Source organism: Synechococcus sp. R55.3 (assembly GCF_047461975.1).
GTDB lineage: Bacteria > Cyanobacteriota > Cyanobacteriia > Thermostichales > Thermostichaceae > Thermostichus.
Genome location: NZ_JANSIG010000066.1, coordinates 1 through 17359, shown reverse-complemented (window position 1 = coordinate 17359; position 17359 = coordinate 1). Strand labels below are relative to the sequence as shown.

The 17359-nt window shown below is 60.2% G+C and carries 20 protein-coding genes and 1 pseudogene; 8 read left to right on the top strand and 13 right to left on the bottom strand.

Annotated features, from left to right (window positions below; translation table 11 throughout):
• The 8 genes and pseudogenes from NW849_RS10595 to NW849_RS10560 all read right to left on the bottom strand — a co-directional run.
• A pseudogene (locus NW849_RS10595) lies at nt 1-121 on the bottom strand (RNA-guided endonuclease TnpB family protein); the annotation flags it as partial.
• Nucleotides 122-424: 303 nt separating this feature from the next.
• On the bottom strand, nt 425-991 hold the full coding sequence (locus NW849_RS10590) for a GDYXXLXY domain-containing protein (protein ID WP_414357610.1): 567 nt from the start codon (nt 989-991) through the stop codon (nt 425-427).
• Nucleotides 992-1017: 26 nt separating this feature from the next.
• Nucleotides 1018-1884, bottom strand: a complete 867-nt coding sequence (gene thiD / locus NW849_RS10585; protein ID WP_414357609.1) for a bifunctional hydroxymethylpyrimidine kinase/phosphomethylpyrimidine kinase — start codon at nt 1882-1884, stop codon at nt 1018-1020.
• A gap of 173 nt (nt 1885-2057) precedes the next feature.
• Nucleotides 2058-2264 carry a hypothetical protein gene (locus NW849_RS10580; protein WP_414332282.1) on the bottom strand — a complete coding sequence of 69 codons (207 nt, stop codon included), beginning with the start codon at nt 2262-2264 and terminating at the stop codon, nt 2058-2060.
• A 288-nt stretch (nt 2265-2552) separates the two neighbouring features.
• Nucleotides 2553-2870, bottom strand: coding sequence for a 2Fe-2S iron-sulfur cluster-binding protein (locus NW849_RS10575; protein WP_011434371.1), 318 nt, complete (start codon nt 2868-2870; stop codon nt 2553-2555).
• Complete coding sequence (locus tag NW849_RS10570) at nt 2870-3127, bottom strand: DUF1816 domain-containing protein (RefSeq protein ID WP_011434370.1); 258 nt, start codon at nt 3125-3127, stop codon at nt 2870-2872. The genes NW849_RS10575 and NW849_RS10570 overlap by 1 nt, the downstream gene beginning before the upstream one ends.
• Nucleotides 3128-3143: 16 nt before the next feature.
• The gene (gene rlmB / locus NW849_RS10565; RefSeq protein ID WP_414357608.1) at nt 3144-4286 is read right to left on the bottom strand and encodes a 23S rRNA (guanosine(2251)-2'-O)-methyltransferase RlmB; all 1143 of its coding nucleotides are present in this window, start codon (nt 4284-4286) and stop codon (nt 3144-3146) included.
• 32 nt (nt 4287-4318) lie between these two features.
• A complete protein-coding gene (locus tag NW849_RS10560; protein ID WP_414357607.1) occupies nt 4319-4750 on the bottom strand; it encodes a ribonuclease III domain-containing protein in 432 nt (143 codons plus the stop codon).
• Nucleotides 4751-4957: 207 nt separating this feature from the next.
• Between NW849_RS10560 and NW849_RS10555 the strand changes: the two genes are divergently transcribed.
• Complete coding sequence (locus NW849_RS10555) at nt 4958-5158, top strand: CsbD family protein (protein WP_414357606.1); 201 nt, start codon at nt 4958-4960, stop codon at nt 5156-5158.
• A 6-nt stretch (nt 5159-5164) separates the two neighbouring features.
• Here the strand turns inward: NW849_RS10555 and NW849_RS10550 are convergent, their stop codons facing one another.
• The 3 genes from NW849_RS10550 to NW849_RS10540 form a co-directional block, all read right to left on the bottom strand.
• On the bottom strand, nt 5165-5653 hold the full coding sequence (locus NW849_RS10550) for a photosystem I reaction center protein subunit XI (RefSeq protein WP_414357605.1): 489 nt from the start codon (nt 5651-5653) through the stop codon (nt 5165-5167).
• A gap of 99 nt (nt 5654-5752) precedes the next feature.
• Entirely contained in the window at nt 5753-5872 is a 120-nt protein-coding gene (locus tag NW849_RS10545; RefSeq protein ID WP_011434365.1) for a photosystem I reaction center subunit IX, read from the bottom strand.
• Between the two features lie 52 nt (nt 5873-5924).
• Nucleotides 5925-6470, bottom strand: coding sequence for a Photosystem I reaction center subunit III (locus NW849_RS10540; RefSeq protein WP_414342216.1), 546 nt, complete (start codon nt 6468-6470; stop codon nt 5925-5927).
• A 205-nt stretch (nt 6471-6675) separates the two neighbouring features.
• Here NW849_RS10540 and tsaD point away from each other — a divergent pair, with 205 nt between their 5' ends.
• Nucleotides 6676-7770 carry a tRNA (adenosine(37)-N6)-threonylcarbamoyltransferase complex transferase subunit TsaD gene (tsaD, locus tag NW849_RS10535; protein ID WP_414357604.1) on the top strand — a complete coding sequence of 365 codons (1095 nt, stop codon included), beginning with the start codon at nt 6676-6678 and terminating at the stop codon, nt 7768-7770.
• Here tsaD and mnmG read toward each other — a convergent pair.
• Nucleotides 7734-9665, bottom strand: coding sequence for a tRNA uridine-5-carboxymethylaminomethyl(34) synthesis enzyme MnmG (mnmG, locus tag NW849_RS10530; RefSeq protein ID WP_414357603.1), 1932 nt, complete (start codon nt 9663-9665; stop codon nt 7734-7736). The genes tsaD and mnmG overlap by 37 nt on opposite strands.
• 497 nt (nt 9666-10162) lie before the next feature.
• Here mnmG and thrC point away from each other — a divergent pair, with 497 nt between their 5' ends.
• The 6 genes from thrC (at nt 10163) to NW849_RS10500 (ending at nt 16615) form a co-directional block, all read left to right on the top strand.
• The gene (thrC, locus tag NW849_RS10525; RefSeq protein WP_414357602.1) at nt 10163-11503 is read left to right on the top strand and encodes a threonine synthase; all 1341 of its coding nucleotides are present in this window, start codon (nt 10163-10165) and stop codon (nt 11501-11503) included.
• Between the two features lie 104 nt (nt 11504-11607).
• Complete coding sequence (locus NW849_RS10520) at nt 11608-12129, top strand: fasciclin domain-containing protein (RefSeq protein WP_414357601.1); 522 nt, start codon at nt 11608-11610, stop codon at nt 12127-12129.
• A gap of 36 nt (nt 12130-12165) precedes the next feature.
• The gene (locus tag NW849_RS10515; protein ID WP_011434358.1) at nt 12166-12441 is read left to right on the top strand and encodes a ubiquitin-like small modifier protein 1; all 276 of its coding nucleotides are present in this window, start codon (nt 12166-12168) and stop codon (nt 12439-12441) included.
• Between the two features lie 26 nt (nt 12442-12467).
• Nucleotides 12468-13046, top strand: a complete 579-nt coding sequence (locus NW849_RS10510) for a DNA-3-methyladenine glycosylase (protein ID WP_414357611.1) — start codon at nt 12468-12470, stop codon at nt 13044-13046.
• Nucleotides 13047-13062: 16 nt separating this feature from the next.
• Nucleotides 13063-14346, top strand: coding sequence for a peptidase C39 family protein (locus NW849_RS10505; RefSeq protein WP_414357600.1), 1284 nt, complete (start codon nt 13063-13065; stop codon nt 14344-14346).
• 322 nt (nt 14347-14668) lie between these two features.
• Nucleotides 14669-16615, top strand: coding sequence for an NHL repeat-containing protein (locus NW849_RS10500; RefSeq protein ID WP_414357599.1), 1947 nt, complete (start codon nt 14669-14671; stop codon nt 16613-16615).
• Nucleotides 16616-16661: 46 nt separating this feature from the next.
• On the opposite strand, the gene NW849_RS10495 is transcribed toward NW849_RS10500, so the two are convergent.
• On the bottom strand, nt 16662-17213 hold the full coding sequence (locus tag NW849_RS10495) for an energy transducer TonB (RefSeq protein WP_414357598.1): 552 nt from the start codon (nt 17211-17213) through the stop codon (nt 16662-16664).
• Nucleotides 17214-17359 lie beyond the last annotated feature (146 nt).

Sequence of the window (17359 nt, the reverse complement as noted above, 5' to 3'; positions counted from 1 at the left end):
CCGGCGTGTTCTGGTTGACCCAATTCAAGGCTTGGCCAAAAGCCTCCAAAGTCGCGTCCAATTTGGCGGCTTGCGACGGGGACACCTTGAGCTTGCAGGATACGGTCAGGACTTGGGTCATAGTTCTATTGTAACCTCGCATTCCTCCCGGCACTGACCCTACGGGTACAGTGCGGGGCTCCTGCGATTTCTAGCTGAAGAAGTTTGACCCAATTGGGATGACCCTAATTCAGGTGTTGAGCAAGGCTGTGCAGCACTTAGCAAGCTCCTCAATGGCACAGCTCCGGTTCTCGCCATCTTCAGGGTTTCGAGGGGCAAGTGATAGGGATCCCTGCCCCATTCAGTTTTCCGGCTCTCCTTCGGGCTCGGATGTCAGAATATGGTGATTAATTGTTAAAGCGTTAAAGCCGGGCAGAATGAGCACTTAGTACCGATGCTCCCCTACCCAGAGGCCGACCAATGCTGCCTTGCCCCAGGGATCCACTTTCACTTCTGCCCGCGTGGCTTCAGGGTAATGCCGAATATCCTCTTCCAAGGCATCTCCAATCGCTTCGGGAATAAAAAATTCTTCGATTCCCAACTTGAGCTGCTGCCCGTCAAACCAGCCTCGCAGCACTTTCTCTTCAGGCTGCAAATCTTTGGGCATCTCCCGGCTGACACCGATTGCTTGCCAAGGTTGAGTGGGATCCCCTGCGGGGGGAGCCAAGCGCAGATAAAGGATCCCTGGCGTCTCCAAATCAGGTAACCAACCCGGCAGTTGCTCTAGGGTGGAGCGTCGAGCGACGACGTAGCCCAAGGTCACGTACCGGCCCCGCAAAAGGTCATAGGGATCCACGGGGGCCGTTTGCAGGTAGATCGTGGTTCCGACAGCAAGAGTCAGCGCTTGCCGAGACGGTATCAGCAGAACGATACCCAGTTGCAGCAGGAGGGGTAGCCAAAGCCGCCATTTGGGCAGGGATCCCTTCTGAGAAAGATTCGACGGGCTAGCCATAGCAGCCAGAGAGAGTGACCTCTCTCTTATGGCACAGGTTTGCCAATCCCGGACAGAAGCGGGTAGAAGTGCCCCACCGGCCCCTGCCCTGACCCGATGGCCAAAGGATGTCGCAGCGCTTCTGTTACATAGGCTTTGGCCGCCACTGTGGCCGCCAAGGGATCCCTGCCCCAGGCCATCTGTGCTGCAATGGCCGCCGAGAGGGTACAGCCGGTGCCGTGGGTGTGGCGGGTGGGGATCCGCTCTGTTTTCAGCACTTCCAGTCGCTCGCCATCGAACCACACATCCACCCCCTGCAGTTCCCCCGGCATACCCCCACCTTTGACCAACACCGCTCCACAGCCCAGGGTGCGAATCTGCTGAGCCGCCGTTTGCATATCCGCCAGGGACTGCAGCTGCAGCCCCGTTAAAATTTGCGCCTCATAGCGATTGGGGGTCAGCACCTGGGCCAAGGGGATCAGCCGCTCGCGGATGGCCTGAATGGCTTCATCTGCCAGCAACTTTGCTCCCGTGCGGGACACCATCACCGGATCCACCACCAGAGGCCGCAACGCCCAGCGCTCCACCTGACGGGCTACCTCCAGCACGATCTCGGCATTCAGCAACATGCCCGTCTTGATCCCTTGCACCCCGATGTCCTGCACCACGGCCTCAATTTGGGCGGCCACGGCTTCGGGGGGCAGCGCATCGACCCGGCTCACCCCAAGGGTATTTTGGGCAGTCACGCAGGTCAGGGCAGAGGTACCGTGTACCCGTTGGAAAGCAAAGGTGCGCAGATCCGCTTGGATCCCTGCCCCTCCACCACTGTCGGATCCAGCGATGGTGAGGGCGACAGGGGGGTGCTGCTCGGCCAGCAGTGGAGCCGGAGTTGGTTCAGATGCAGAGACAGACATTGGCCAAACGACAAAAATGGGCAAGGGTACCGATAGCCATTTCCATCAATCAATATGAACCATCTCTTTAACGTAGCAATGAAACTGTTGGTTCTCGATTGGTCTGAGACCACTGGGGTATTGGGAAAACTCTTGCAGACGTCTGTCAAGAAGCTGACTAAGAGTGAGTTGTCCTAGTCTAAATCCGAGTAGCCCTCATCAGTGGTGGCGACCACCTCAACCCAGGCTCTATCCCCCTCCACCGCCGTCAAGCTCCAGCGCAGAAGCCGAGCCGGCTGGCCCAGCTCCCGGTCAACTTGCTGACAGAGGGATTGCTCCAGTTGCGGGGCAGAGAGAGGCGAGCTCAACGGCAGAGATAGGTGCAACAAATGCAACTTCACAGGAGTCGAGGACTGATCTCGCCAAGGAAACAGACTTACTTTCGATAACTTCTAACACTAAGAATCCAACAATATAAACTAATGTAGTATTTTCAGATTAGGCTGAGACAGCCGGGCTACTGAGAAAAACCTTTTGGGCCCCTGCATTATTGCTCCGCAACGCTATTGCTCCGCAACGCTGACGCGAAGACGCGACCAAGGTTTTAGTTGTGGGTACAGTGTCCTAGTTTGAATCGAAATGACTACAACACCTACTAACAAGTAGACCTGAACAGAAATCCGGCACGGTTAGGAGCCAAACTGCAAACGGTAAACCTCTTCCTCTTGATCGGTCTCCACCTCCAAATCGGAGGTAGCATAGGCTACACACAGCAGCACAAACCCTTGGGCCTGCAGTTCTGGCCCAATCCCCATTGCCTCTGTCTGAGTCACAGATCCCGACTTCAGCCGCCCCGCACAGGTGGTGCAAACCCCCGCCTGACAAGAGGAAGGTAGCTCTATCCCGTGTTCAAGAGCAGCTTGTAAGACCGTCTGATCCGCAGAGGCAGGGAAGCGGTAGGTTTGGCCGCGGTGATGAAGGGTTACTTGATAAGCCGTAGCAGACATCAGGAACGGGCTCCCGACGGAGTACGGGTCACCGTCAGAGACTGTGGCTGGCGCATTTTCTTCACCAGAGCCTGGATCTTTTTGGCTCCTTCCTTTTGCAGGTCGGCGATGTAGTGGCCTTTGAGCCGCTCCGCCTCAGCTTCATCGGAGAAGGGGCCGTAGTAGTAGGTGCAGTCCTCGGTGGTGATCTCGATCCAGACCGACAGGCCGCGCAGCTTATCCAACAGACTGACCAAAGGGTTGCTCACGGGATCCATCCCCCATTAACAAGTGCTAACGATCATTGGATATTTTCTGCAATCCCCTAGATTCTACTGCTTTTATTGACGATTTGTTGAGGAATGTATCAATCTCGGCACGTTTGAGGTGGTGGGGAGAGCGCTGCCGGTGGATTTCGTAGAGGGCAATGCCGGTGGCCACAGAAGCATTCAAGCTTTCAGTGCGGCCTGCCAAGGGAATGGACAGCAGTTGGTCACAATGGCGTTGTGTGAGCAGGCTAATCCCTTCCCCCTCGGATCCCACTACCAAAGCAATGGGCCGCTGAAAATCGGCGCTATAGATGGGGTCAGCCCCTCGGCTGGTGGTGCCATAAACCCAAAACCCCTGCTCTTTGAGGTATTCCAAAGCCCGATTCAAATTCACCACCCGCGCCACCGGCAAGGTAGAGAGGGCTCCTGCCGCCACCTTCATCACCGTCGAGGTGACTCCTGCTGCCCGCCGCTGGGGGATCACCATCCCTTGCATGCCAAAAGCTTCTACGCTACGGGCAATGGCTCCCAAGTTATGGGGATCCTGGATCCCGTCTAGAACCACCAGCACCGGATTGGGGCCGGCCTGCCGGCTTTTTTCCACCAAATCCTCCAGATCCATGTACTGATAAGGCGTGGCTTGGGCAGCAATACCCTGGTGGTTAGCGCCAGCCGTGAGAGTGTTCAGCCGCTGTGGAGATACTTCGTCGATGACAGTGCCCCGCGCTTTGGCTTCTTCCAACAGAGACAAAAATTGGGGGCTGTAGCGCAACCTCGGCAGGATCCAAACCCGGTTGAGGGTGGCTTGACTTCTCAGGGCGGCCAGTACCGTCTGGCGACCGTAGATGATCTCTTGCTCCAGCTCGGTCTGCGGATCCCGGTCGGCCTGAAGCTGCACTTCTTCCGGCAGAACCCCTGTCCCACCCATGGGAAGGCCGGGATCTCGTTGGCCTGCCGGTTGAGGAGCCACCTTGCCCTGGGGCCACTGCCGCTGTGCGTTGCGGCGGATCGGCTTCACCGGAGCCTCTTGGGTGGCAAGCTTGGGATCCCCGTCTCGGCGTTTGGGCCGCTGTACCCGCTTGCTGACGGATTGCCCTGCCCCTCGCCGCTGCGGTTTGCCCGAGCGAGACAGCCGTGAAGCAGGTTTGCGCTGAGAAGGCTTAGGCATGGGCGTGGAAATGGAAAGACAGAAAGACTATCCTAACCTTCCCACTCGCCCAGGGTCTCGGACAAAACATCAGTGAGGGCGAGGATATGGCGCAGCCGTTCGGGATTGGCCAGGTAGAGATAGCCCAGAACCGTTTCCAGGCCGCTGGCGTTTTGGTAGTCGGCCAGAGGCAGATGTCGGGGTGGGCGACCGCAGCCATTGCGACCCCAGCGGACAATTTCCTGCTCCTCGGGGCTGAGATGGGGCAACAGGGCCAACAGCAACTTGGCCTGAGCCGAGCCGCGTACCCGCCTCACCACCTGCTGATGATAGCGCTCCAGTCGATCTGGCGGAAATAATCGTTGCCGCCGCACGTGCAGTTCGTAAATGGCGTCTCCCAGGTAGGCCAAGGCTGCGGGCGATAGGCGACGGATCTCGGCTAAGGAGAGCCTTTCAGAAGTGGGTTCGGACAGCAGATCGTTCACAGCAGCTCACGAAAGATAGGCAGAAAAATCTCTAGAACCGCTGTTATCGGCTCATTGCAGAATTCAGTCCATGCTAAGACAAGCTTCCTCTGGTCTGCCAGCCCGACCCACCCTCTTTGCTGCCTTGCAGGTGATTTGGATCACGAGGCCCAAAGAGAAAAGGTGCTATCGAGTAGACAGGGCAAAGCCGGTGAAGGGGCCGATGTTATGAGCCTTGAAAAGCAAGTTGGAGCCACTGCCAAGAATCTGGAGAGCAAAATCCAGGAAATTGTGGGTGAGCTGGCCAGCGATCAGCGTGAAAGGCTGGAAGGCAGGGCCGAGCAAGCGGAAGCAGCCGCCCACCCTGGAGTCGAAGATGCTCGAGAGGCAATCAAAGACGTTGTGGATGATGTGATGGAAGGCCAATAGCCTCAATTAAGACGCAGGAATCAGGAGATCCGCATTTAGCAAAAGCAGGTAGGCGACGATCGCCCCCCCCATGCCCCCTACCAAGAAGCCGGCAGCCAATTCGCTCCAAGATTGGGATCCCCCTACCGGCCCTATGTTGCGCTGCGAAGTGACAGTGCCGTAGAGAGAAAGGGCCGCCGTCAGAATCAAGATCAGGCCACAGGCTCCCAAAAAGCCGCTCAGCAGACCGATGGGCTCGTTGCGCAGCGGCCCCAGCTTGGCAAAGGGGCCGACCAGCCAATAGCCGTGGGCCATACCGATTTCCAAGCCCCGCCAAATGGAACTCAATCCCGGTCGGTTGATGGGCAGCCAGTCGATCAACAGCCGGACAACAGGCGCGTGGTTGATCGGCGTCCAGAGATCCCCAATTTGCGGATCTCCCTCAGGGACGGTGACGTATCTCTTATTCATGTTCAACCTATTCAACGGAGCAGGATCGGCATTGGGTTCGACCATTTCAGCAACTCTGTGTCCAGTTCAAAGGAGGATGGAAAAAAGCCTAAAAAAGCAGGGATCCCGTCGGGCATGGTTGCACTGGGGATCCCTGGCCTACACTCAGAACGTCAAAATGTCGGGGAAGAAGCGATTGATCTCGATGAACAGGGCAAAAACAAAGCTGGAAAACAGGATAAATGCCACCGGAGCAGTGGTGAGAAACTTGGTGAAATCAGCCATAGACGCCTCTCAAAAGTTAAATAAATCGAGTTAGAAAGCCGGGCTCAGCTCCTCAGCGGGGGGAGATGGGCACAGCCGCTTCCGGCTCTCGAATTTCGCCACTGGCAATCTCCTTGAAAGCAGCAGCAGGCCAAGCCAAAGCCGTGAGGAAGCACCGCAGCGCCAGCGGTACATCGATCAGGCTTTCTTTCATTTCGGGGCTATCCTCATCCCGAACCGCGATCAGGTAAGAACGCCCCGCCCAGCCCAGCCAACCGGCAATATACAGGAAGAGCAGGCCGGGGATGAGAAACTCGCCCGCATGGTTCAACCGACCATCTGTAACCAGGTGGGGCAGGCCCTCTTCGCCGCAGAGCAGCTTGCTGTAGCGCTCAAAGCGCTTGCTGGTTTGGGCCAGCTTTTGCTGGTAGACGGGAGCCATAGCAGGGCTGGCGTTGAGGATCTTCTCCTCTAGGCTGCTCAGGCGTTCGTTCATCAGGGCCTGAAAGGCGGGAACTTCGCTGCAAGGTTTCAGACCAATCAAGGGCTCTGCCTGCACAGATTGGGCGAGGCCAAGCGCAATGCAAAGGGCCAAAAGAAGGCTTAAAAAGGTTCGCATAGCAGGATGTGTCCTTGAGGTAGGGGTCTAAGATCTGTCCAAATGCTAAGGGATGCTAAGTGCAGAAACAGGCACTAAACGGTTAGTATCATACTCCTGAGCGCCTCGCCCCGACGGATCCCGGGTTTTAGCTCACACAATTCTTAATTCAAGTATCTCAAGTATCCCAAAGCTCTCCTATCCCTTTTGCCCAGCCTGCTCTCCCATGCCCCGCGTCCTTGCCATCGAAACCAGTTGTGACGAAACGGCTGTGGCTGTGGTGGCGGCGGATGCAGCCTGGCCGGGGTTTGCCCCACGGCAGCTCAGCTCGGTGGTGGCCAGCCAAATCGACCTCCATGCGGCCTACGGGGGCGTGGTGCCGGAGGTGGCCTCACGGCAGCATGTGGAAACTCTGCCCTTTGTGCTAGAGGCTGCTCTGCAGCAGGCCGGATTGGAGGTGGCCGAGGTAGATGCCATTGCCGTAACTTGTGCGCCGGGCCTGGTGGGATCCCTGCTGGTGGGGCTGATGGGGGCCAAGACCTTGGCTTTGCTCCACGACAAGCCCCTGATCGGGGTGCACCATCTGGAGGGCCATCTCTTTAGCGGCTTTTTGGCCGAGCCCGATCTGCGCCCCCCCTGCCTCTGCCTTTTGGTGTCGGGGGGCCACACCAGCTTGATCTGGATGAAGGACTACGGGCAGTACCAGACGGTGGGTCGCACCCGCGACGATGCTGCCGGCGAAGCGTTTGACAAAGTGGCGCGGCTGCTGGGGCTGGGCTATCCGGGGGGACCGCAGATTGACCGCTGGGCTCAGCAGGGGGATCCGCAGCGCTTTCCCCTGCCCGAGGGCAAAGTGGAGCATCCCTACGACACAAGCTTCAGCGGCCTGAAAACGGCGGTGTTGCGCCTAGTCCAGCAGTTGCAGCAGCAAGGCCAGGAGTTGCCCATTGCCGACATTGCCGCCAGCTTCCAGGCCTGTCTGACCCATGTGCTCACCGAAAAGGCAGTGGCCTGCGCCGAGGCGCTGGGCCTCTCGACGCTGCTGCTGACGGGAGGGGTAGCTGCCAATCGGGAGCTGAGGGCCCGCCTCACAGAAGCAGCCCGGCAAAGGGGGTTGCGGGTGGTGATCCCGCCTCTAGCCCTCTGCACCGACAATGCCGCCATGATTGGGGCAGCTGGGCTCTGCCACTGGCTGCGGGGGGAGGTCTCGCCGCTGGAGCTGGGGGTAGCCTCGCGCATGCCCCTAGAAGGGATCCCTTCCCTCTACATGGATGGGGGCGGAGCTCACAGAGAAGAACAGACGGGATCCGCCGCCCTCTGACGTTGCCTCACCTCAAGGTAGATGAGCAGCGCGTTGATGTCGGCGGGGTTGACACCGCCGATGCGGGCCGCCTGGCCCACGGTTAGCGGGCGCACCGCCGAGAGCTTATCCCGCGACTCTTTGGAGAGGGTGGGGATGGAGTGGTAGTCCAGATCGGGGGGCAGAGGGCGGTGGTACTGCTTGCTCACCTGCTCAATTTGGCTCTGCTGCCGCTGGATGTAGCCGCTGTATTTGACGGCAATCTCTGCCGCCTCCTGCTCAAAGGGATCCAGCTCCGCATCCCCCAGCCCCAGTTCCAGGAGATCGGAGTAGTGAATCTGGTTGCGGCGCAAGATCTCGGCCAGGGTGGCGGATCCCTTGATCCCCTGCCCCGTCAGTTGGCTTAGTTGGATCCCGGCGGGGTCTTGGGCCTTCACCCGTTGGCTTTCCAGCCGTTGAATTTCGGCTGCGATACGGGCTTGCTTGGCTTGGAACAGGGCCCAGCGCCGGTCATCGATCAAGCCCCATTCCCGCCCCAGGGGGGTGAGCCGTTGGTCGGCATTGTCGGAGCGCAGGATGAGGCGGTATTCGGAGCGGCTGGTGAGCATGCGGTAGGGCTCCCGCAGTTCTTTGGTGCAGAGATCGTCGATGAGGGTGCCGATGTAGCTGGACTCCCGCGGCAGAATGACCAGAGGTTTGCCCTGAACCAGGCGGGCAGCGTTGATCCCGGCCATCAGCCCCTGAGCTGCCGCCTCTTCGTAGCCGGTGGTGCCGTTGATCTGGCCGGCGCAAAACAGCCCCTGCACTTTTTTGGTCATCAGAGTGGGGTAGAGCTGGGTGGCCGGCAGATAGTCGTATTCCACCGCATAGGCGGGGCGCAGCATGACACACTTTTCCAGACCCGGCAGGGAGCGCAACATCTGGATCTGGATTTTCTCCGGCATGCCGGTGGAGAACCCCTGGATGTAGAGCTCCGGCAGATCCCGCCCTTCCGGTTCGATAAAAATCTGATGGCTTTCCTTGTCGGCAAAGCGGACAATTTTATCTTCGATGCTGGGGCAATAGCGGGGCCCTTTGGCCTCTACCCAGCCGCCATAGACGGGGGTTTCGTGGAGATTTTCCCGGATGATGCGGTGGGTCTCTGGGGTGGTGCGGGTCAAGTAGCAATCCATCTGCTCCCGTGGCACCCACACTTCGGGGTCGAAGCTAAACCAGCGCACATCGGGATCCCCCGGTTGCCGCTCCATGACGGAAAAATCCACGCTGCGCCGATCCACACGGGCGGGGGTGCCGGTTTTCAGCCGACCCGTCTCCAAGCCCAGTTGGTGCAGGGTGTCTGTCAGCCCTTCCACCGCAAACTCCCCCGCTCGTCCGGCAGATTGCCAGTGACGGCCAATCCAGATGCGCCCCCCCAAAAACGTGCCGGTGGTCAGGATCACCGCTCGGCAGCCGAAGATGGTGCCAAAGTGGGTGACCACGCCGACAATCTCATCGTTGCGCCCCAGCACCAAATCGGTAACGGTGCCCTCGCGAATCGTCAGGTTGGGCTGGTTTTCCACCACCGAGCGCATCACCCGCGCATATTCCCGTTTGTCGGTTTGTGCCCGCAGCGCCCACACCGCCGGCCCCCGCGAGCGGTTGAGCACCCGCTTCTGTAAATAGGTGCGGTCGGTGATTTTGCCCATCTCGCCGCCGAGGGCATCGATTTCGTGTACCAGTTGCGATTTGGCCGGGCCGCCGACGGCGGGGTTACAGGGTTGCCAGGCGATCTTGTCCAGATTCAATGTCAGCATGAGGGTGTTGCAGCCCAGCCGCGCTGCTGCCAACGCTGCCTCGCAGCCGGAGTGCCCCCCGCCGACCACCACCACATCGTAGTGATCGAGAAAATCAATGCTGTCCCGTCCAACTCTGAGCATAGGGTGGCAATTCCAAAATGAATAGCCGGGATCCCCGGTCTTTTAATTTTCAGGTTATTTCAGCTCGCTTATCCAGCTTAGCGATGGCGGCAACGGATAGGGTTATTTGCGACCGGCCTGAGGCAGGCAGAGCAGTAGGGAAAGTTTTCTGTTGCCCTGGGAAATAAAGTTGGGTAGAGGCTCAGTTCCCAGCCTAAGTCACCTGATTGAAGAGTTGAAGAGACCTCAGGGCGCTGGGATCAGCTCCCCCAAGGCTGCCGATAGCAGGGGATCCCAGAGGAAAGGGCAGAGTCGCCCAAGGGATGTTGCGGCTCATACAAACACCAGACAGCCCGCCTGAGAGAGCCAAGCACCGATTCCATTATCCTCAACCGGATCTAATCCAGACTATTTTAGTCGGGTTTAGTTGACGCGGCAGATTGCGGGTGATAAGATTCCCCCCAACGATAGGTAAGTTCAATCCAGCGCCCACCCTTTCCTTCACCTTGAGGCTGCCCATGTCCCAAACTCTTTCCGAACGCCCGCTCAGCCCTGCCGATTCCCCGTTGGCCTCTGCCTTGCACAGCTCCAAGGTGGGCTTCAGCCGTTTGCGCTGTCGGGAGTGTGGCGCCGAGTATGAGCCGGTCGCCAAGCATGTTTGTGAGCTGTGTTTCGGCCCCCTCGAAGTGGCTTATGACTACGACTGGCTGAAGCGCACGGTTAGCCGTCAGAGCATCCAGGCCGGGCCGCATTCCATCTGGCGCTATCGGCCTTTTCTGCCGGTGACTTCTGAGAAGCCCATTGATGTGGGCACGGGCCTGACCCCTCTGATCAAAGCGGAGCGGCTGGGTCGGCGGCTGGGATTGAAAAATCTTTACATCAAGAACGATGCCGTCAACATGCCCACCCTCAGCTTCAAGGATCGGGTGGTGTCGGTGGCGCTGACCCGTGCCAAGGAGCTGGGCTTTACCACCGTCTCTTGCGCCAGCACGGGCAACTTGGCCAACTCCACGGCTGCCATTGCCGCCCATGCCGGCCTGGACTGCACCATCTTCATCCCGGCGGACTTAGAAGCGGGCAAGGTGCTGGGATCCCTGATTTACAACCCCACCGTTATGGCTGTAGAGGGCAACTACGACCAGGTGAATCGCCTCTGCGCCGAGGTGGCGGATCGCTACGGCTGGGGCTTTGTCAACATCAACCTGCGCCCCTACTACTCAGAAGGCTCCAAAACCCTGGCCTATGAGGTGGCGGAGCAATTGGGTTGGCAACTGCCGGATCAGGTGGTGATCCCATTGGCCTCGGGATCCCTGTACACCAAGGTTTACAAAGGCTTCCAGGAGTTTGTGAAGGTGGGGCTGGTGGCGGATAAGCCGGTCACCTTCCACGGCGCCCAGGCGCAGGGATGTTCGCCCATTGCCCAAGCCTTCCGCGAGGGACGGGATTTTGTCACTCCGGTTAAGCCCAATACCATCGCCAAGTCCATCGCCATCGGCAACCCTGCCGACGGGATCTACGCCCTGGACATTGCCCGCAGAACCGGTGGGCAGATCGCAACGGCCACGGATCCCGAGATCATCGCCGGCATTAAGCTCCTGGCCGAGACCGAAGGCATCTTCACCGAGACTGCCGGCGGCACCACCATTGCCGTGCTCAAACACCTGGCAGAATCCGGTCAAATCGATCCGGAGGCGGTTACAGTAGCCTACATTACCGGCAACGGCCTGAAGACCCAGGAGGCGGTTCAACCCCACGTAGGCCATCCTCTGGTGATCTCGCCCAAGCTGGAGAGCTTTGAACAGGCTTTGGAGCGCGCCCGCACCCTAGAGCGGCTGGACTGGCAAGAGGCATCAGTATGAACTCGGTTTGCAGGGAAGACCCTCTCCACTGCCTCTTAACAGGATCTTAATGAAGAACTGTTAAGATCCCTGGCGTAGACCTATTGGCTCAGGAGCTTTGCACGATGCCTATCTTTCCTTCTGTTCAGCGCCTTGTTCGCCGTTGGATCCCGGTGGCGGCTGTACTGACCCCGCTTGTCTTTGCTCCCGTGGCCCGGCCACAAGGGCTGAACACCATTGCCGTTGAGCTGGAAACCTTGCCCAGCAGCTACTCGACGCTGGCAGCGGCTTTACGGGCGGCGGGGCTAAATACGGCTTTGGCAGGGCCGGGGCCGTTCACGGTCTTTGCCCCTTCCGATGTGGCCTTTGGGCAACTGCCGCCGGGTACAGTGGAGACGCTGTTGCAGCCGGCCAACCGGGCTCAGCTCACCCGCATTCTCACGTATCATGTGGTGCCGGGGCGGATTACCTCGTTTGATTTGCAACCGGGCCAGTCGGCTACTCTCACCACCTTGGCAGGGCTGCCGCTGCAGGTGCAGGTGGGATCCGATGGCAGCATCCGGGTCAACGGGGCTAACGTGAACCTGGCGGATATTCCCGTTTCCAACGGCGTGATTCACGGCATCGATGGGGTGCTGCTACCCTAGTTTTTTGATGTTGGTTAATGGACGAGGCATTGGGCTATGGCAGTCAAGGTGCTGATTCCCAACACGCTGCGGGCGCTCACCCAGGATCAGGGGGTGGTGAATTGCGAGGGATCCACCATCCGCGAATTGTTGGATGCTTTGGAACAACGCTGTCCGGGGATTAAGGCGCGGCTGTGCGATGAGAAGGGGGAATTGCGCCGCTTCGTCAACTTTTATGTGAACAGCGAAGACATTCGCTTCCTCAAGGGATGTGACACCCCTCTGCAAGATGGGGATGAGGTGAGCATCGTCCCTGCCGTTGCTGGGGGCTGAGGGCTGCCAAGCCTGCCGTGGACGCTGTGGAGTGGTTGAGCCAGCCGGCCCCGCTGGTGGCACCTGCCTTGCTGGGCATGGTTCTGGTGCGGCAATTTGCCGATGGGCTGCAGGTGCGGGCCCAGATCGTAGAGACGGAGGCCTACACGGCTGGGGATCCGGCCTGCCATGCCTACCGCCGCAAGACCCAACGCAACCAGGTCATGTTTGGCCCGCCAGGGCATCTCTACATCTATCGCATCTACGGCCTCTACCACTGTCTAAATATCGTTACCGAGCCAGAAGGGATCCCGGCGGCGGTTCTGATCCGGGCAGCTCAGTTGGATCGCCTGCCAGACTGGATCCCGGCCAACAAACAGAACAAGCCGGCGCGGGTGGCCGCAGGGCCGGGCCTGCTCTGTCAAGCCCTGCGCATCGATGGATCCCACAACGGTTGGCGGCTGGGGCAGGTGGATGTCGACCAAGAAGGCTTTTGGCTAGAGGGATCCCCCTCTTGGCAAACGCAGTTGCCTATTGTCCAGACCACCCGCATCGGTATCACTCAGGGGGCTGAGATCCCGTGGCGCTGGTACATTGGTGGACATCCGGCGGTGTCGCGCTATTAGTGGGGGCAGGCGGACAATGCTCGCAGAAGGCACGGGCTATCGGCAAGGGCTGTCTGGGTTGGTCAGCGGGGTTGTGCTGCTCTTGCTCGGGTTGCCCACGTTGGCCCAGCCTGTCCCAACTTCTCCAGGACTCTTGACGATGCAAGCCCAGACCCACTCCACCTATCGCACCGGGTTTCAGCGCTGGCGGGCAGGAGAAGCTCAGGGGTTTCAGCACTGGTCAACCCAAGGGATCCGCCTGAACGCCCAAGGGCAATTGGTCTTGGATCCAGAGGGCTGGCGGCAAGAAGTCAGCCTTGGAGGATCCGAGTCAGCAGCTCATGGCCGACCCCTTTATCCCGGCGGCACCTATTGGGTGGGAGAAGCCACCAGTCCAGCAGTCCCCACGGGCTTCCCCCTGATCGGGGCCATCGTTTCCTGGAATGCCACCACGCCCCCCGGCACCTGGCTGGAACTGTGGATCCGGGCGAAGCTTTCAGACCGCTGGACAAAGTGGTATCACGGCGGGGTATGGGCTGCAGATCCCATGACTCTGGCCAGCCACTCGGTGCGGGGACAAGGGGATGAGGATGGCAACCTGTACACGGATCTGCTGGTGCTCAACGATACGCTCAACGGGGCTGAAGCCTTCCAGGTCAGGGTGCGCCTGTTCACCCAAGACCCTGGCCGTTCTGCCTTTGTGGATCAGGTGGCGGTTGCCATTTCCAACGAGCCGGTCAAGCCCAGCCGCCTATCCCCTGGGGATCCCAGCCGCTGGGGCAAAGTCTTGGATCTGCCTTTGTGCTCCCAGATGGTGTACCCCGATGGGGGAGAAGTCTGGTGTAGCCCCACCTCCCTGGCCATGGTGCTGGCCTACTGGCAGCAGGATCCCCGTCCCTGTGAGCTGCTGGTGCGCGCAGCGGTGGCCGGTGTGTACGACCGGGTCTACGACGGCCATGGCAACTGGGTTTTCAACGTCGCCCATGCTGCCGAGCAGGGTTTGTCCGGCGTGGTGGCGCGGCTGGAGAGCTTGGCCCAAGCAGAAGCCTGGATCGCGGCAGGGGTTCCGGTGGTCCTCAGCTATGCCTGGGGCGAGGGAGAACTGGAAGGGGCGCCGATCCCCAAAAGCAAGGGTCATTTGGCGGTGCTGGTGGGATTTGATAGCCACGGGGATCCCATCGTCCACGATCCGGCGGCCAAAACCAACGAAGAGGTTCGCCGTACCTACCGCCGCGAACAGCTAGAGTCGTTGTGGCTGGAGCACTCCGGGGGTACCGTCTACTTGATTCATCCGCGAGAGTGGCCTGTCCCCACTCTATAGCCGAACCGGGCGAACGCGGGCAGCATCGACTTACAGCGCTACCGCTATGGCCTGGATGATTTCCTGGCCGCTGAAACTGCTATCTGGTCTTTCGGTGGGGATTTGAGTAAGGATAGATGGAGTGAGGAGTGCGACTCACCTGCGGGTGAGGATGGTTGGTCATGAATAGGAATGCGGTTCAGGGGCCAAGGCATTGGTCGAGGTGGCTCCTGCGGCAGAGAGGGTGCTGGGCAATTCTCGCCGGTTTGTACGCTGATGAAGGTAAGCGTGGGGGTTTGGGTTTCCGCCATTTCCCAGTTTGTGGGAGGGGATGAGCTGCATCATGCCACGACGGGCTTCCCTGACACCGCTACCTTGGCCTGCGCTGAGTGCCTTGGTGCTGGCTCTCTCGGGCTGTGGCGAGCTTTCTTCTAGTCTGTCTCCCAGCGTTGTTCCCCCTGCGGCCCTACAGCCGGTTTTAACTCCAACTCCTCTCCCTCCCTCCCCGCTTTCTCTGACTTTCGAGCAAGCCCGCCAGTCCGGCTTGTCGGTGCCCAGCAACCGCATCGTTCTGCTGCTCCAGGAACAGGGATCCGATCTGGTGGCCCAGCTACCGGCCTCAGAGGTGGATCGCTGGCTGGCTCGCACTCCCACCTGGCCGGGGGTGGAAGGGATCGACCTGAGCATTACCCTGGGCACCTATCGCCAAACCGCCACTGCCCCTCTGCGCCTGGGGCAACCGGCCACTTTCACCTTCACCAATCCTCCCGCCGGGGAAGCGGAGCTCAGCGCCATCGCCTATCGGGGATCCACCACTCTGGCGCAGGGGAAGGGATCCCTGACCCTTTCTGCCCGCTCTGGGAGTTCTGGCAGTGTCAATCGTCCTCCCCAAGACACAGAGCGCCAGCGCCGCCTTTCTATGTTGGTGCTCTCTGAGGTGGGGGTACCGCTGCTGCACACCAGCTCGGCAGCGCCCACCCTTGGCCAGCCGTTGCTGCTCTCAGGGGAAAATTTGGAGCGGGTGGAAACAGTTCTCTTTGCTGCAGCAGCCAATCCCGAGCGCATCCTGAGGGGGGAAATTCGCTCCCGCAGCGGTGACCGTTTGGTGGTGATGCCGCCTTCTTCTCTTTCCGGCTCAGTTTGGGTTGCTGTTGCGGATGCTTCCGGGCAAGGGTTGGGCACTCTGGTCTACGATTGGCCTGCCGCTACTCCTTCCCCCAGCCCCTCTCCCACCCCCACTGCTCCGGCAGCATCGGCCTGGGTGGTGGAAACTTTGCTGGATGGCCGCACCTCGCCCGCGGCAGATCCTGTCGGCAACGCCCCTGATAACACCGGCACCGAGTCCAGGATCTACCTGCAGCAAATCAGCGGCATTGCTGTGGATCCTGAAGGAGCCTTCTATTTAGCCGATAGAGCCCAGCACCGCATCTTCCGGCTGTCTCCAGAGGGGGAATTGGAAGTTTGGGCCGGCACAGGCCAAGCAGGCCGCCGCGACGGAGCAGCCGAGCAAGCGCGGTTCAACTCCCCACAGGGGCTGCTCTGGGATCCCAAGGGGGGATTGTGGGTGGCCGACAGCGGCAACCATTGCCTGCGCTATATCAACCTGCAACGGCAGGTGAGCACCTTTGCGGGCACTTGTGTAGCCGGATACCGAGATGGGGAGCTTGACCGGGCTCAGTTCCGTGAGCCATCGGGGCTGGCTTTGGGTTCAGATGGCAGCCTCTACGTTGCCGACCGCGCCAATCGCCGCATCCGCCGCATCACCCCTGCCGGTGAGGTGACCACCGTTGCCGGCACGGGCCAGCCGGGATTCGCCGACGGCCCAGCAGAACAGGCCCAGCTTCTGCAGCCCACCGCCTTGGCTGTGGACAGAAATGGGCACCTTTGGATTGCCGATCAGCATCGCCTGCGCAGGTTATCCCCCGCCGGACAACTGAGCACCCTATCAAACCTCGAAGCAGGCTACCGAGATGGCCCCCTGGCGGAATCTCGCTTTCGCTTCCTCGGCGGGCTGGCCTTCGATGCGGCAGGCAACCTCTGGGTGGCAGACCGAGACAACCATCGCATTCGTCGTCTTCAGCCTGGGGGACAAGTTTCCACCTTGGCCGGACAGAATCAGCCCGGCTGGCAGGATGGCCCCACCTCGGTGGCCCGGTTCGATCAACCTGCCGGCTTGGCAGTCTTACCGGATGGCAGTGTGGTGGTGGTGGATGCCGGCTTGCCGGGCTTGCGTCGCATAAGCCGCGTTGCCTCTGGGCCCGCCACCCCAACTCCTGTGGGATCCCTGTAGGCTCTTGCCAGGCCGCCGTCTTTTGGGTTTCGCAGGGATCCCCTCCTCAGTTGGCGGATCCCCCTACAGTCAACTGGCCCAGCACGTTGATATCAAAGGTGAAATTAATCGTCACCGAGTTGCCCTCATAAGCCTCAGGCAGGGGCAGGAAGGGGGCTGCCCTCTGGATAGCCGTCAGCGCCGCATCATCGGTTTGTTGGCTGCCAGACGTGCGCCCCAGGCGAATGCTCTGCAGATCGCCAGCTCGACCCACCGTAAAAATCACCACCGTGCGACGCGAGGTGCCGGTCTGTCCAGGGATCCAATTTTGCTCCACTTTCCGCTGCAAAGCGGCCAGCCAGGGGCCCCAATCCACATCGGCCCGCGCTGCCACACTGGGGGGATTGGGAGCGGATTGGGTGGGGTTGGCCAATCCACTAGCTCCACTGCCCTGGATCCCGGCTCCATTGCTGGGAGCAGAGGCACTGACCGGAGGCCCCAACTGGGAAGAGTCAGAGGGCCGCTGGGCGGGAAGAACCTCTGTCACCGGTTGCGGAGCGGGCGGAACGGGAGCCAATTGGCTGGGATCCGAAACCCGCTCGCTTGGCTGTATGGGCAAGGGCTCCGCAGTCGGCGGGGGAGTGGGCCTTGGGGAGGGAGCAGCCGCCACGGGCGGTGGAGTCTGGGTTGGAGTAGGTCTGGGGGCAGGCGTGGAAGGTGGCGGTGCCGCAGTCGGGGTCGCGGCTGGGTCTTATACACATCTCC